Source organism: Collinsella sp. BIOML-A6, assembly GCF_009875845.1.
In the GTDB taxonomy this organism is placed as follows: Bacteria; Actinomycetota; Coriobacteriia; order Coriobacteriales; family Coriobacteriaceae; genus Collinsella; species Collinsella aerofaciens_H.
The window spans coordinates 96,274-111,123 of record NZ_WWSL01000004.1; the positions used below are offsets into that span (position 1 = coordinate 96,274).

A 14,850-nucleotide genomic window follows, 5' to 3' on the forward strand; every position below is an offset into this window, starting at 1 on the left:
AGCAGCATCTTCCCAGATAAAACCGACCAAAATAAACCTGTCTCTTTTTGGCAGGTTTCCCGTGGGGCGGGCACTGATGAAGTTTATCGCGAGTTCCGCACGAACAGGAGGCCACTTAATGTGGCCTCCGTCGTGAGCAGGACTGTAGAGCAGGAAACTTAGCCCGTGCCGGGGCCGCTGAGCCCTGACCGGCGGGATGGACCAGTTCAGATGGGGCTTTGATGCATGGGTGGTCTGTTGTTGTGCAAATGGGTATCATACTGTGGTTATTGCATCGACTCTGCGATGCATGTTTGTACGTTCCCGGCGGTCGGTTTGCCAGAAGCGCCCCGTCGGTTGTTCCAGACCCGTTTCGAAGAAAGGAAACCACACTAACCTATGGCAGCTAAAAAATCATCTCCCTTGAAGATCATTCCGCTCGGCGGCCTTGACGGCATCGGCAAGAACATGACGGTCTTCGAATGCGGCGACGACATGGTGCTCGTTGACGCTGGCCTCATGTTCCCCGACGATTCCCAGCCCGGTATTGATCTGGTGCTTCCCGACTACACCTATGTTCTGGAGAACGAGGAGAAGCTCCGCGGTATCGTCGTCACCCACGGCCACGAGGACCACACCGGTTCGCTTCCGTATCTGCTGCAGGACCTCAACAATAAGGTGCCCATCTTCTCGAGCAAGCTGACGCTTGGCTTTATCGAGGGCAAGCTTTCTGAGTTCCGCATCCGCGCACCCAAGTTCCGCGAGGTCAAGGGCGGCAGCCATGTCAACCTCGGCGGCATCTCGCTCGATTTCTTTTCGATGACGCACTCCATCCCCGGCGCTCTGGGCGTGTTCATCCGCACCAATCAGGGCACCGTTATGCACACCGGCGACTTTAAGCTCGACCAGACGCCCATCGACGGCGTCACGCCCGACTACGCCGCTATCAGCCGCTTTGCCAAGCAGGGCATCGACCTGCTGCTTTCCGACTCCACCAACGCCACGGTTCCGGGCTTTACCAAGTCCGAGGCCGAAGTCGGCCCCAACCTGCTGCACGCCATCAAGAACGCGCCGGGTCGCGTGTTCGTCGCGTCGTTCTCGAGCCACATCCATCGTCTGCAGCAGATCTGCGATGCCGCCCGCAAGTGCGGCCGTAAGGTCGTTGTGACCGGTCGCTCCATGCTCACTAACACCCGCGTGGCGCGCGAGCTTGGCTACCTCAACATCGACGACGCCGATATCATCGATGCCTTTGACATCGATAACCTGCCCGACGACAAGATCGTCGTCATGTGCACCGGTTCGCAGGGCGAGCCGCTGTCGGCCCTGTCCCGCATGGCCAACGGAGAGCACAAGACGCTCTCCATCCACGAGGGCGATACCGTTATCCTCTCGGCAACGCCGGTCCCCGGTAACGAGAAAGCCGTCCAGCAGGTCGTCAACAGCCTAGCCAAGCTCGGCTGCGACGTGTGGGATAAGAACCGCGCTCTCGTTCACGTCTCCGGTCACGGTAGCCAGGAGGAACTCAAGCTACTGATGGCCATGGCCAAGCCCACCTACTTTATGCCGGTTCACGGCGAGGCCGTGCATCTGCGTGCCCATGCCCAGCTGGCCCGCAAGATGGGCATCAAGGATGATCACATCTTTATCCTCGATAACGGCGACACGCTCGAGATGCGCGGCGGTATCGTCAAACGCGGTACGCCCGTCGAGTCCGGCGTCGTCTACGTCGACGGCCTGCGTATCGGCGATACCGACCCCATCGTCCTGCGCGATCGTCAGAAGCTCGCCAACGACGGTATGGTTACCGCTGTTGCCATCGTCTCGCTCAAGCACAAGAAGATCGAGGCCATCGAGTTCTCGGGCCGCGGCGTCTCGTTTGCCATCGACGACCAGTTCTCCGAGGATGCCTCCGCGTCCATTATGAAGACGATCGAGAAGGGCAAGTTTAGCTTTACGAGCAGCGGTTCCGATGCCATTCGCAAGGCCGTGCGCGATTCGCTCTCTAACTTTATCTGGAGCCGTACGCGCACCCGTCCGATGATCATCCCGGTCGTCATGGAGGTTTAGTTTGGCGCGCGGATCTGCACAAAACGCCAAAGGCAATAAGGCCAATAACCAACCGGCATCTGCTAAGGGTGCCGGTTCCCATCTGCGTGCCAATAAGGGCCACGAGGCGGACTTCGACGATTTTGAGCCCTTGGTGGAGCCCTCGGCCAATCGCGATATCGCCGGCGTGGTCATTGCCGTTTTGGCGATTGCGTCCTTTATTGCCGTGATTTCTCCGGCAACAGCGCCCGTGACGGCTGCTGTTGCCGGTTTTTACCACCTGGGCTTTGGCCTGGGCGCCTACGTGCTGCCGATCGTCATTTTGCTGTTTGCCGCCACGCTCTTTTTAGGCGAGGACTCGCCGCTCAACGTGCGCTCGGTCGCGGGCGGAGCCGTGGTCTTTATCACCGTTGTCTCCATTCTTTCGCTGATGGTGCCGGGTACGAGCGACTCGTGTGACCTTATGTTCACGCCGCAAAATCTGTCCGCCTCGGGTGGCTACATCGGTGCGTTTATTGCGAGTGCGCTGCAGAATGCCCTGGGTAAGCCTATCGCGATGGTGGTCCTGTTGGGTCTGGCCGTCGTTGGTTTTGTCATCATCGGCTTTTCGGTGGGTGGCGTGCTGCGCTCTGCTCGCGACCGCGCGGCCGATTTTGCCGAGCGCCGTCGTGCCGATGTTAACGCGAGCCCGTGGGGTGACGACGAAGCCCTGTCGGTGCCCGGCGTTGCCCGTCCGCACCTGAGCATTCTTCGTCAAAAGGGCTCCGATGCTGCCGTGACCACGGTCATGGGCAACGATGTGGACCCGGTTTTGGACGATGACGACGAGGACGAGGATCCGTTTGTCGACGTATCCGATGCCGTGGAGGCCGAGCGCGCTAAGACGACGCTGCTGCCGCGCCGTCATGTCAAGAAGGGCAAGGCCACGCCCAAGTTGAATACAAGCGAGCCCGACCCGTCTTGGTCCGAGAGCGAGATTGAGCTTACCGAGGGCGATGACGAGGACGACGAGGCTCCGATTGAGACCGCAAAGACAACTTTGCTGCCGCGTCGCCATGCTAAGCGCGAACAGGTAACCGGCCAGCTTTCGATGGAAGACGACCCCGATAAGATCGACGAGTCCGAGCCGCCGTTTGCCGTGAATCCTGTCTCGGCAACACCTCAGATTCCCGACTTCTTGAAGCATCCCAAGGTTGCCGATACGGCTGTCGCGGGCGCTGCCGAGGCGCCTACTCCTAGCGATGGGGGAGCGGTCAATGCCCCCGCGGATAACGAGGGCGAAGAAGAGGACGGCCTCAAGCTTCCGCCGCTCGAGATCCTGCACGCCAACCCGCAGTCGGCGTCCTCCGCGTCATCTGACAAGGAGCTGGAACAGACTGCCGAGTCACTGCAATCCACCTTGCTTGAGTTTGGCCGCAGTGCCCGCGTGGTCGGCTGGATCGCCGGCCCCACGGTGACGACCTTTAAGCTGCAACCTGGCGAGGGCGAGCGCGTGAGCAAGATTTCGAGCCTCGAGGACGATATCGCGCTTTCGCTCGCTGCTCAGTCGGTGCGCATCTTTGCCCCGATCCCCGGTACCTCGCTTGTGGGTATCGAGATTCCCAATCGCAAGCGCCAGAACGTCAACCTGGGCGACGTGCTTCCCTATGTGAAGGGCGGTCCGCTCGAGCTGGCCATCGGTCGAGATGCCGAGGGCACGCCGGTCGTCGCTGACCTCGCCAAGATGCCCCACCTGCTGATCGCCGGCACGACCGGTTCTGGTAAGTCGGTGATGATCAATTCCATCATCACGACCCTGCTCATGCGAGCCCTTCCCGAGGACGTTCGCCTGATCATGGTCGACCCCAAGCGCGTCGAGCTTGCGGGCTATAACGGTTTGCCGCATCTCTATGTGCCCGTGGTGACCGAGCCCAAGCAGGCCGCGAGCGCTCTGCAATGGGCCGTGTCCGAGATGGAGCGTCGCCTGAAGGTCTTCGAGCGTCTCAACGTGCGTAAGATCTCGACCTACAACGAAAAGCAGGCCGCCGGCGAGTTTGAGCATTACGACAACCCGCCCCAAAAGATGCCCTATCTGGTCATTATCATCGACGAGCTTTCGGACCTGATGATGGTCGCCGGCAAGGATGTCGAGGCCTCGATCGTTCGTATCGCCCAGCTGGGCCGTGCCGCCGGTATACACCTTATCGTGGCTACGCAGCGCCCCAGCTCCAACGTGGTGACGGGCCTCATCAAGGCCAACATCACCAACCGCATCGCCTTTAACGTCGCCACGGGCATCGACTCGCGCGTTATTATTGACCAGATGGGTGCCGAAAAGCTCACCGGTTTGGGCGACATGCTGTTCTCCAAGGTCGACTGGGGCAAGCCTCGCCGTATCCAGGGCTGCTTTGTCTCGGATGACGAAATCAACGAGATTGTCGAGTTCGTCAAGTCGCAGAGCGAGCCCGACTACCACGAGGAGATCCTGTCTGCCGTGGCGCCCGCTTCCATGTCCATGGTGGGTGGCGGCGGCATTGTCCGCACCGGAGTAGCTGAGCCGCAAGACGATGATCCGCTCATTTGGGAAGCCGCCCATATTGTGGTGGAATCGCAGCTGGGCTCCACATCTGGCCTGCAACGTCGTCTGAAGGTTGGCTATGCGCGTGCCGGGCGTATTATGGACATGCTGGAAGAAAAGGGTGTCGTCGGCCCGCCCGACGGTTCCAAGCCGCGCGAGGTCCTGTTGGACGAGGAGGGGCTTGCCGCGCTGGAATCTGTCGACGCCGAGATGGCACGTGAAGATCGTGAGTTTGGAGGATTCTGATGGCTGCACGCTTTGGTGACATGCTGCTCGAGCAGCGTCGCCGAATGGGCCTTTCCATTCAGCAGGTCGCCAACACCATCAAAATCAGGCCGCAGATCATCGAGTTTTTCGAGACCGGTAACTTTGCTTCGATGCCGCCGCGCGGCTATGCACAGGGCATGATTTCGAGCTATGCTCGCTTTTTGGGCCTCAATCCGCGCGAGGTCGTCAATGCCTACTTTGACGACCTGATGGCATACGAACGCGAAACGTCGCAGCAGGGCGGTCGTTTTCAGGACGCCGCCGGCTACGTCAATTCGCGTTCCTCGGTCGATAACGGGCGCTTCCTGATGGTTCAGGGCGGTCGTTCGACCCGCTATGGACAGCGTCCTCAGCAGGCCGGTTATATTACTGAGACGGGTTCGGGCGAGGAGATTCGCTCACAGCGTGACCGGTTCCGCAGTACGCCGATGCCCGAGGACCGTGCACTTCCCGCTGCCCGCGGCGTGGCGCGTGACCCTCGTGCCGGCTACGGCGACGGCGGCTATTCAGATCGCGGTCACCGTGGTGTCTCCACCGGACGCTCTCGCGGTGGCTATGCGGATGCCGATACCACGCAAGTGACGCCGCGTCTTCGCTCTCAATCACAGCCGTATGGCCAGCGCTCTTCGGCTCCGCGTTCGGGCCAACGTGGCTATCAAGGCCGCGGTGAACTTGCGCCCCGCTCGGGTCAGCGCAGCCTTCAGGGCCAGGGCGGCTATCGCGGCCGTTCCGATAGCAATCGTGGTCGTATGCCTCAGGGAGGCGGCCGCAGCAGTTCCGGTCGTGGACGCGGCGGATCCCGTACTCCTCAAAACAACGGGCTCGATCCGCGTATCGTCTACGCCGGCATCGGTGCCGTGGCGTTGCTGCTGATCGTGCTCATCGTGGTGCTTCTGCGCGGCTGCGCATCTTCGGCGCCCGAGACCACGCCCGAGGCGCCCACTGCTACCAAGACGACGACCAAGAAGTCTTCTAAGAAGACCGAAACGGTCGACGAGGACGAAGACGCCGATGAGCCGACGGATGAGTCGACTGATTCGGACGCTACCAAGACGACGGCCAAGAAGGAAGAGAACGAGGTCACGAAGATCAAAGTTTCCGTTGCCAAGGGAAAGACCGCGTGGATTGAGATCAAGGTCGACGGCAAGTCGGTCTATGGCGCTCAGGCGACTGGCCCCTTTGAGCAGGAGTACACGCCCGAGTCCTCGATCGAGATCACCACGTCCAAGCCTTCCGATGTTACCGTTACCAAGAACGGTGAAAAGGTCCGTTACGATACCAAGACCTCGGGCGTGGCTCGTGTGACGATCACCGTTCCTAAGAAGGAGACGACTGATTCCGAGAATGGTGAAAGTTCTGATGGTACCGACACCACCGATGGTACCGATGCCCAGTCCACGGATGGCGCCGATACCGCAACTGACGGTCAGACACCCACCGATTCTACCGACAATTCGTACGATAGCTACTAGGCCGCTCGTACGCGAAAGGAAACATCATGGCTAAAGATTCCAGCTTCGACGTCGTGTCCGAGGTCAACATGCAAGAGGTCGACAACGCCTTCCAGCAGACCACGCGCGAGATTTCCCAGCGCTATGGCCTTAAGGATTCCGGCGCCACGATCGAGCTTTCGAAGGGCGAGAAGCTCTTTACGATCAACGCCCCGGCCGACTTTGTCTCCAAACAGATTGTTGACGTGCTGAGCTCCAAGCTCATCAAGCGCGGCATCGACCTCAAGGCTGTCTCGTGGGATGCTCCGCAGGCGGCATCGGGCGGCACCGTGCGCGTGCTCGGCCATATCGTCGAGGGTATCGACCAGGCGACCGCCAAGAAGATCAACAAGGACATCAAGGATCAAAAGCTCAAGGTCAAGGTGACCATCGAGGCCGACAAGCTGCGTGTTTCCTCTGCTTCGAAGGACGCGTTGCAGACCGTGATCCAGTTCCTGCGCGACCAGGACTACGGCCAGCCGCTGCAGTTCACCAACTACCGCTAATATCAATCGAAAGGACCGCTCTCCAACATGGATACACCGTTGGGCTCCGTGCTCTACATCACCCTCGGGTGCGCTAAGAACGAGGTTGACACCGACCGCATGCGTTCTCTTTTGACCGCCGCGGGCTACGAGGAGGCATTCGACCCGCAGGATGCCGACATCGCCATCGTCAATACTTGCTCGTTCCTCGCCTCCGCAACGTCCGAGAGCATCGAGACCACGCTCGAGCTCGCCAACGAGGTTCAGGACGGCGTTCGTTCTTGCCCCATCGTCATGTGCGGCTGCGTGCCGTCGCGCTATGGCGATGACCTGCCTGACGAGCTGCCCGAGGTCGCTGCCTTTGTGAAGGCCGACGAGGAAGATGGCATCGTGGCGGTCATCGATGGCGTGCTGGGTGTCGAGCGTGAGATTGCAGCCTATATCCCGCAGGTCAAACGTACCGTCGAGGGTGCTGTCGCTTACGTCAAGATTTCCGATGGCTGCAACCGTTTCTGCAGCTTCTGCATGATTCCCTATATCCGCGGCCGCTATCATTCGCGCAATGCCGAGAGCATCATCTCCGAGGTGCGCGACCTGGTTGCCGGCGGTGTGCGCGAGATCGTGCTGATCGGCCAGGACACGGGCATCTGGGGTACCGACTTTGCCGACGAGGACGTCGCCGATGGCTCGCCGCGCAATCTGGCGCAGCTGCTGTGTGCCGTCGCCGAGGCCGTGCGCCCGCACAACGTCTGGGTCCGCGTGCTCTATCTGCAGCCCGAGGGCATGACTGACGAGCTCATTGAGACCATTCGTGATACGCCCGAGGTGCTGCCCTATATCGATATCCCCGTGCAGCACTGCGACGCGCGCATTCTCAAGGCCATGCGTCGCTCCGGTTCGCGCCAGGAGCTCGAGGATCTGTTCCGCGACCTTCGTGAGCGTATCCCCGGCATCGTGATCCGTTCCACGGCCATGGTCGGCTTCCCGACCGAGACCGACGACGAGTTCCGCGACCTTATCGACTTTATGGACACCGTCGGCTTTGACTACACGAGCGTCTTTGCCTACTCGCAGGAGGAGGGCAGCCTGGCCGCTAAGATGGAGGGTCAGGTCGACGAAGAGGTCAAGCTCGAGCGCGCCCAGGAGGCCATGGACCTGGCCGAGTCGCTCGGTTTTGCCGCCACCGCCGCCCATGTGGGCGAGCGCGCCCAGGTGATCGTCGACGGTATCGAAGAGACCGAGGACGGCGCCGAGCTGATCGGCCATGCCTGGTTCCAGGCGCCCGATTCCGATGGAGCGGTGCATCTGGACGCCAGCGAGGCGTCCGTGGGCGATATTCTGACTGTCGAGTTTACCGATAGCTTCTGCTATGAGCTTATCGGTCATGTTGTGGAGTAGGAGAGCGTCGTGGCAAACGAGAGCAATAAGGAACTGACGAGTGTCTGGACGCCCGCCAACATCGTGACGTGCGTTCGCATCGTCTTTATCCCGGTGTTCATGATCGTCTCGGCTCTGTCTCACACGAGTGTTGCCGGTACGGATTGGAGCATCTTTGACGGCCCGCTCGCCGCCGCTGCCTTCATTCTGTATGTGATCCTGTCGTGCACCGATAAGGTCGACGGTTATCTGGCACGCTCGCGTAACGAGATCACCGATTTCGGCAAGTTCTTGGACCCCATCGCCGACAAGCTGCTGGTGTTCTCGGCCTTGCTGCTGTTCTTGGATTTTGGCGCGGTGACCGTGTGGTCCGTGTTCATTATCCTGTTCCGCGAGCTGCTGGTGAGCGCCCTGCGCATGGTCGCGAGTGCGGCCGGTGTGGTCGTTGCAGCCGATAAGCTCGGCAAGTACAAGACGGCAACCACGATGGTTTCCATCTGCGGTTACCTGTGCGTTTTTGCTATGGCCGGCTTGCACCTTGGCCCGGTGGCGCTGACGCTCGGCATCTACTCGGTGTCGCGCTTCCTGTATGCCGTTGCCGTTGTCTTGACCGTTATCTCGGGCGCCCAGTACTTCTGGAACTGCCGCAAGATAGTCTTTTCCGTCTAGGTCCTGGTAGGCATGACGGAATCATTTGAGCAGATTGCCGCGCATAACGAAGAGCTCGCACGCGATATTGTCGAGCGTGCAAGCTTTCGTGGTGTGACGGTTTCGACGGCTGAATCTCTGACAGCTGGCATGATCGCCTCGACGATCGCCGATATCCCTGGTGCCTCGGCGGTGCTGCGTGGCGGTGCGGTGACCTACTGCGATGAGATTAAGCATCGCGTGCTGGGTGTTGAGCAGGAGACGCTCGACCGCTACACTGCGGTGTCGCACCAGACTGCGCGCGAGATGGCGTCGGGTTCGCTGGAGCTGTACCAGAGCGATATTGCAGTGAGCGCAACGGGTTATGCCGGCCCCGGCGGTGGTACTGAGGACGATCCGGCGGGCACTTTCTATATTGGCTGGGCGCATCGTTCCGCCGATGGGGGCGTGCCGGTCGTGGACTTTGTGCGCTGCCACTATGAGGGTGACCGTTCGTGTGTTCGTGCCCATGCGGTCACGGAGGCATTGGGGCGCATTGCCCTTGTGCTCAATTCTATGGAATAGACGTGTTTTAAGGGGCCTCCGAGCCCCTTAATTGTGGAGATGGGGACCTTAGGCTCATTGGCGTTTGTGCTGGTTGTAGATGTATTTTTGCCTGCCTTGTTCATATTTGGTCCTTTGTGGTCAAGCATTTGGTCAGTGTTTGGTCGGCGTTTGGTTGGGTTTTGGAAAGACCGCCTGCATATGATTGGCCTGAACGGTTGACCACGAACAGCCGTTCGTTTATTATCGATGCAGGTTGTTAAGAGGAGGGCTATTCATGGCCAAGAATTCAGGTCCCGTACGTACCGTTCATGCTCGCACGACGGGTAAAGAGCGCGATGAGATGATCGCCACCACCAAGGCCGAGATCGAGAAGAAATTCGGCCAGGGTTCCATCATGAGGTACGGCGACGGTGGTCCCGAGCTCGAGGTCGAGGCCATTCCCACGGGCGCCCTGGCCCTCGATGCCGCGCTGGGTATCGGCGGCGTGCCGCGCGGCCGAATCGTCGAGATCTACGGTCCCGAGTCCTCCGGTAAGACGACGCTTTCGCTCGAGATCCTGGCCGAGGCCCAGGCAATGGGTGGCGTTGTGGCATTTATCGATGCCGAGCACGCGCTCGATCCCACGTATGCCGCGCGCATCGGCGTGGATATCGACGAGGTGCTCATTTCCCAGCCCGATACGGGTGAGCAGGCGCTCGAGATCGTTGACATGCTCGTGCGTTCCGGCGCCATCGATGCCATCGTCGTCGACTCCGTCGCCGCGCTGACCCCGCGTGCCGAGATCGAGGGAGAAATCGGCGACACTACGGTCGGTCTTCAGGCTCGCCTGATGAGCCAAGCTCTTCGCAAGCTCGCCGGCTCGCTGTCCAAGTCCAACACGACGTGCATCTTCATTAACCAGCTGCGTGAGAAGATCGGCGTCATGTTCGGCAACCCCGAGACTACGACGGGCGGCCGCGCCCTTAAGTTCTTCTCTTCGGTGCGTATCGACATTCGTCGTATCGACAGCATTAAGCTTAAGGACGAGGTTATCGGTAACCGCGTGCGCGCCAAGGTCGTTAAGAACAAGGTGGCAGCTCCGTTCCGTTCTGCTGAGTTCGACATCATGTACGGTACGGGCATCTCTAAGGAGGGCTCGATTCTGGACATGGCTGTCGAGTGCGGCATCTGCAAGAAGATGGGCTCCTGGTTTGCCTATGGCGAGGACAAGCTCGGCAACGGTCGCGAGGCCGCCAAGGCTTTCCTGCGCGAACACCCCGATTGCGCCGATGAGATTGAGCATAAGGTCCGCCTTGCCTGCGGGCTTGAGTTTGATGACGATGCTCCGTCCGAGGTCGAGCTGACCGATCAGCCTGCGCCTGAGGAGTTTGACGAGCTTTACGCCATCGATGGTTCCGCCATGCTCGATGATGACGACGAGTAGCGGTTACGCTCATGTCGTATACGGTGACCGAGGCCACGGTCGTCTTTCCCGATAAGAAGGCGGCCTCCTCGTTCTCGAGCGGGTATGCGTCCAAAAAGCCTTGCGCACATATCGATTGTGAGCTTGAGGGCGGTTTTGAGCGGTCCATTTGGATTCCCGTGCGGGTCGCGCGGCTGTATGTCAAAAACCGCCCCGATCTTCCCTGTGATTGGGACAACTTTCGTGAGGCGGTGCAGCTCATCGAGCGTAAATGTGCACTTACCATGGTGACCGAGATGTTATCGCGCCGCGACCATGCGACGGGTGAGGTCCGCGACAAGCTGGCTCGCTATGGTTTTCGTGCGGCTGCGATTGATTTCGCCGTCGAGCGCGCCACCGAGTATCGCTTTTTAGACGAGAACCGCTTTTGCTCGTACTTTATCGAGGAACGCAAGCGGCGCGGTTGGGGACAGCGCAAAATCGAGACCGAGCTCAAGCGACGTCATGTTGTGCTCGATGACATTCCCGGTTATCCCGAGGATTATTTTGCCGTCGAAGACGATTTGGCGCGTGCGTCAGCCCTGCTCGCCAAGCGGCGTGTTCCAGAGACGCGCGGATTCGAAAAACTGGTTCGGTTTTTGATGGGCAAGGGCTTCTCGTATCACATCGCCGCCGATGCCGTTAAGGCACGTCTCGATGCCGAATGCGAGGAATGTGCGGTTTAGGCGTATGCGTTTTGTGGTCCTGCCGTTCACCGCGTTTTAGCCGCCGTACTGGGGCCATTTATTTGACAGTTGTTGTGGTTCAACGTACGATAAACACTGTCATTTGCTTTGTGATATGTGCTCATCTGTGATGAGTTTGTTTATATGTTTATCTGTATCCGACCCGCATAAGCTGCGCCCATATTACTCAAATGTCGCGAGCCGTTCGTAAGGACGGTTCGCTTTGTTGTGTAACGAATCCATAAAAAGGAGTGAGCATGCCTATCATCGCAGCGCTCGTTGGCATCGTTTTAGGTGCCATCGCCGCCATTGCCTACATGCGCACCGCCAAGCAGGGTAGTCTTCATGAGGCCGACGAAAAGATCCAGTCGGCACACGCACAGGCTGAGTCCCTGATCGGCGATGCAAAGCGTCAGGCCGAGACCCTCAAAAAAGAGGCTCTGCTCGAGGCTAAAGAGGAGATCATCAAGAACAAGCAGGCCGCCGAGGCCGAGGACAAGCAGCGTAAGAGCGAGATTCGTACGCTCGAGAACCGCGTGATGCAGCGCGAGGAATCCCTTGATCGCCGCAACGACGCTCTCGACAAGCGCGAGCATCAGCTGTCCAGTCAGGCCGGTCAGGTCGAGAAGCGCTCCCGTGAGCTCGAGGAGCTCTGCGCAAAGCAGACCTCCGAGCTCGAGCGTATCGCCGACCTTACCCGCGAGGATGCCCACAAGGAGCTCCTCGATAAGGTTCGCGGCGAGGTCACCCACGAGGCCGCCACGATCATTCGCGAGTCCGAGCAGCAGGTTCGCGCCGAGTGCCACAAGACCGCCCAGGAGATTCTGTCCCTGGCGATTCAGCGCTGCGCTGCCGACCACACTGCCGAGGTCACCGTTACCTCCGTGCACATTCCCTCTGATGACCTCAAGGGCCGTATTATCGGTCGCGAGGGTCGCAACATCCGCACCTTCGAGCAGGTTTCCGGCGTCAACCTCGTGATCGACGACACGCCCGAGACCGTCGTTCTTTCGAGCTTCGACCCGGTCCGTCGTGAGACCGCCCGTGTCGCCCTCGAGAACCTCATCGCCGACGGCCGCATTCACCCTGCCCGCATCGAGGAGATGTATCACAAGGCTGCCGACCTGGTTCAGCAGCGCGTGCGCGAGGCTGGCGAGCAGGCTGCCTTCGATACTGGCATCCACGACCTGCACCCCGAGATCGTCAAGACCCTTGGTGCCTTGCGCTACCGTACCTCGTTTGGTCAGAACGTGCTTCAGCACTCCTTCGAGGTCTCTGATCTCTGCGGCGTGATGGCTTCCGAGCTTGGCCTGGACGTTGTGACCGCCAAGCGCGCCGGTCTGCTTCACGACCTGGGCAAGGCAATTGACCACGACGTCGAGGGCCCGCATGCCGTCATCGGCGCCGAGCTCGCCCGTCGTTATGGCGAGAAGCCCGTTATCGTCCACGCTATCGAGGCTCACCATGCCGATGTCGACCCCAACACGGTGCTCGATGTCCTGGTGCAGGCCGCCGATGCTGTCTCAGCCTCTCGCCCCGGTGCCCGTCGCGAGTCTGCCGAGAACTACATCAAGCGCCTTGAGAAGCTCGAGGAGATCGCCAACTCCCATGACGGCGTCGAGCGTACCTATGCCATGCAGGCTGGTCGCGAGGTCCATGTCATGGTTCAGCCGGACAAGATCTCCGATGCCCAGTCCACGGTTCTGGCTCACGATATCGCCCATCAGATCGAGGAAGAGATGGAGTATCCCGGTCAGGTGCGCGTCGTCGTGATTCGCGAGAGCCGCGCTGTCGATATCGCTAAATAATATGAGCGACGCGAACGAGCTCATCTCATTTATCGCGTCGATGTCGGGGGAGGGCAACCTTCGCGTCGAGGAGAACCTTGGCGAGGGGTATGTCCGCCTCCGCGTTTCGGAGGCCGAGCGGCGCCAGGCAAAGCACGACATTCAGCATGTCGAGGATATCGTCATCGAAATGCTCCGTAATGCTCGCGATGCCGGCGCCGACAAGGTCTATCTCGCCACGACCAAGGAAGATGGCGTCCGCACGCTTGTCTTTCTGGATAACGGCTCGGGTGTTCCGCAGGATATGCAAGAGCGAATCTTCGATGCTCGCGTTACCTCAAAGCTCGAGAGCATGAAGATGGACCGTTGGGGCGTTCACGGTCGTGGCATGGCATTGTTTTCGATCAAGCAGAACACCGACGAGGCCCGCGTGGTCACGTCTGGTGTCGATCTTGGCTCAGCCTTTAAGGTGAGCGTTGCGGCCGACCGCCTCAGCGAGCGTGCCGATCAGTCCAGCTGGCCTCAGGCCGTGAAGGACGAGGACGGTCACTATGTCTGCGCCCGCGGCCCTCACAACATCATTCGCGCCGCCTGTGAGTTTGCCCTCGAGGAGCTGCGCGCCTGTGATGTCTATCTGGGGTCCCCGTCCGAAATCGCCGCGACGCTGCATGCGCAGGCTTCCAGTCGTCTCGATGCTTCTCGTCTTTTGTTTATCGATGACGAAGCCGAGCTTCCCGTGGTCGATCGTCTGGGTCTTGCTTCGGATGCGGAAGACTTTATCCGTATCTGTTCGGGTTTGGGTCTTGAGATGTCCGAGCGCACGGCCCATCGCATTTTGGCAGGGCAGATTAAGCCCGTTCGCGGTGTGACTGCGCGTCTGCTGCGCGAGCGTGACTCATCCTCGCATGCGCCGGCTCCTGTCGATCTCGCGAAGGATCGTCGTGGGCTGCGTATTGCCAAGGATGACATGGCACAGTTTTCGCGTGCTGTGGAGCGCGACTTTAATGACCTTGCCGCCCGGTACTATCTCAATCTTTGCGGCGACCCAAAGATCCGTGTTTCGCGTGATCGAATCACCGTGACCTTCGATCTTGCCAAAGAGGAATAGTGCCTTTACCGAGTCCACTCGGTACGATAAAGTTATTGCAGTTAAAACGTACTTTTAAACGCAGGAGTTTCTTCATGGATTGCCTGAAGGTATCAAGCAAATCATCGCCCGCGTCCGTTGCCGGCGCCATCGCCGGCATGGTCAAGGATGGTGTACCCGTCAACATCCAGTGTGTCGGTGCCGGTGCTGTCAACCAGGCCATTAAGGCCGTTGCTATCGCGCGCGGTTTTTTGATTCCAACCGGTTTTGATATTTCCTGCGCGCCTGTGTTCTCCGACATCCTCATTAACGGGGAGTCGCGCACGGCCATCCGCCTTTCTATCTACGTTCACCAGATCAATCGAGCTGCTATGGATAACGTCGTCATGGATGATGTTAAGCCTGTGGCATAGCTTCTGCTTGCCTCGTTTCGCTCCCCATCGTTAGGACT

At 59.7% G+C, this 14,850-nt stretch carries 12 protein-coding genes; all 12 read left to right on the top strand.

Going from position 1 to position 14,850, the window contains the following annotated elements; translation table 11 throughout:
• Positions 1–378: 378 nt before the first annotated feature.
• The 12 genes from GT495_RS02445 to GT495_RS02500 all read left to right on the top strand — a co-directional run bounded on the left by GT495_RS02445 (position 379) and on the right by GT495_RS02500 (position 14,812).
• The gene (locus GT495_RS02445; RefSeq protein ID WP_006235967.1) at positions 379–2,049 is read left to right on the top strand and encodes a ribonuclease J; all 1,671 of its coding nucleotides are present in this window, start codon (positions 379–381) and stop codon (positions 2,047–2,049) included.
• A 1-nt stretch (position 2,050) separates the two neighbouring features.
• A complete protein-coding gene (locus GT495_RS02450; RefSeq protein ID WP_240128064.1) occupies positions 2,051–4,831 on the top strand; it encodes a DNA translocase FtsK in 2,781 nt (926 codons plus the stop codon).
• A complete protein-coding gene (locus GT495_RS02455) occupies positions 4,831–6,324 on the top strand; it encodes a helix-turn-helix transcriptional regulator (protein ID WP_161161355.1) in 1,494 nt (497 codons plus the stop codon). Before GT495_RS02450 ends, GT495_RS02455 begins: the two co-directional genes overlap by 1 nt.
• A 26-nt stretch (positions 6,325–6,350) precedes the next feature.
• Entirely contained in the window at positions 6,351–6,848 is a 498-nt protein-coding gene (locus GT495_RS02460) for a YajQ family cyclic di-GMP-binding protein (RefSeq protein ID WP_161161356.1), read from the top strand.
• 27 nt (positions 6,849–6,875) lie between these two features.
• Entirely contained in the window at positions 6,876–8,225 is a 1,350-nt protein-coding gene (gene rimO / locus GT495_RS02465; RefSeq protein WP_161161357.1) for a 30S ribosomal protein S12 methylthiotransferase RimO, read from the top strand.
• A gap of 99 nt (positions 8,226–8,324) precedes the next feature.
• Positions 8,325–8,873, top strand: coding sequence for a CDP-diacylglycerol--glycerol-3-phosphate 3-phosphatidyltransferase (pgsA, locus tag GT495_RS02470; RefSeq protein ID WP_229025873.1), 549 nt, complete (start codon positions 8,325–8,327; stop codon positions 8,871–8,873).
• A 12-nt stretch (positions 8,874–8,885) separates the two neighbouring features.
• Positions 8,886–9,416: a CinA family protein gene (locus GT495_RS02475; protein ID WP_161161358.1), complete on the top strand. Its 531-nt coding sequence runs from the start codon at positions 8,886–8,888 to the stop codon at positions 9,414–9,416.
• A 256-nt stretch (positions 9,417–9,672) separates the two neighbouring features.
• Positions 9,673–10,821: a recombinase RecA gene (gene recA / locus GT495_RS02480; RefSeq protein WP_022094695.1), complete on the top strand. Its 1,149-nt coding sequence runs from the start codon at positions 9,673–9,675 to the stop codon at positions 10,819–10,821.
• A gap of 11 nt (positions 10,822–10,832) precedes the next feature.
• Complete coding sequence (locus tag GT495_RS02485) at positions 10,833–11,525, top strand: regulatory protein RecX (RefSeq protein ID WP_161161359.1); 693 nt, start codon at positions 10,833–10,835, stop codon at positions 11,523–11,525.
• A gap of 257 nt (positions 11,526–11,782) precedes the next feature.
• Positions 11,783–13,333, top strand: a complete 1,551-nt coding sequence (gene rny / locus GT495_RS02490; RefSeq protein ID WP_161161360.1) for a ribonuclease Y — start codon at positions 11,783–11,785, stop codon at positions 13,331–13,333.
• 1 nt (position 13,334) lies between these two features.
• Positions 13,335–14,420, top strand: coding sequence for an ATP-binding protein (locus tag GT495_RS02495; protein ID WP_161161361.1), 1,086 nt, complete (start codon positions 13,335–13,337; stop codon positions 14,418–14,420).
• A 74-nt stretch (positions 14,421–14,494) separates the two neighbouring features.
• Positions 14,495–14,812, top strand: coding sequence for a stage V sporulation protein S (locus GT495_RS02500; RefSeq protein ID WP_006235982.1), 318 nt, complete (start codon positions 14,495–14,497; stop codon positions 14,810–14,812).
• The last annotated feature ends 38 nt before the right edge of the window (positions 14,813–14,850 follow it).

Excerpts from the sequence above, each read along its gene's own strand:
- GT495_RS02445 (WP_006235967.1), top strand. The coding sequence starts at position 379 with ATGGCAGCTAAAAAATCATCTCCCTTGAAGATCATTCCGCTCGGCGGC.
- GT495_RS02455 (WP_161161355.1), top strand. The coding sequence starts at position 4,831 with ATGGCTGCACGCTTTGGTGACATGCTGCTCGAGCAGCGTCGCCGAATG.
- GT495_RS02460 (WP_161161356.1), top strand. The coding sequence starts at position 6,351 with ATGGCTAAAGATTCCAGCTTCGACGTCGTGTCCGAGGTCAACATGCAA.
- rimO (WP_161161357.1), top strand. The coding sequence starts at position 6,876 with ATGGATACACCGTTGGGCTCCGTGCTCTACATCACCCTCGGGTGCGCT.
- pgsA (WP_229025873.1), top strand. The coding sequence starts at position 8,325 with ATGATCGTCTCGGCTCTGTCTCACACGAGTGTTGCCGGTACGGATTGG.
- GT495_RS02475 (WP_161161358.1), top strand. The coding sequence starts at position 8,886 with ATGACGGAATCATTTGAGCAGATTGCCGCGCATAACGAAGAGCTCGCA.
- recA (WP_022094695.1), top strand. The coding sequence starts at position 9,673 with ATGGCCAAGAATTCAGGTCCCGTACGTACCGTTCATGCTCGCACGACG.
- GT495_RS02485 (WP_161161359.1), top strand. The coding sequence starts at position 10,833 with ATGTCGTATACGGTGACCGAGGCCACGGTCGTCTTTCCCGATAAGAAG.
- rny (WP_161161360.1), top strand. The coding sequence starts at position 11,783 with ATGCCTATCATCGCAGCGCTCGTTGGCATCGTTTTAGGTGCCATCGCC.
- GT495_RS02495 (WP_161161361.1), top strand. The coding sequence starts at position 13,335 with ATGAGCGACGCGAACGAGCTCATCTCATTTATCGCGTCGATGTCGGGG.
- GT495_RS02500 (WP_006235982.1), top strand. The coding sequence starts at position 14,495 with ATGGATTGCCTGAAGGTATCAAGCAAATCATCGCCCGCGTCCGTTGCC.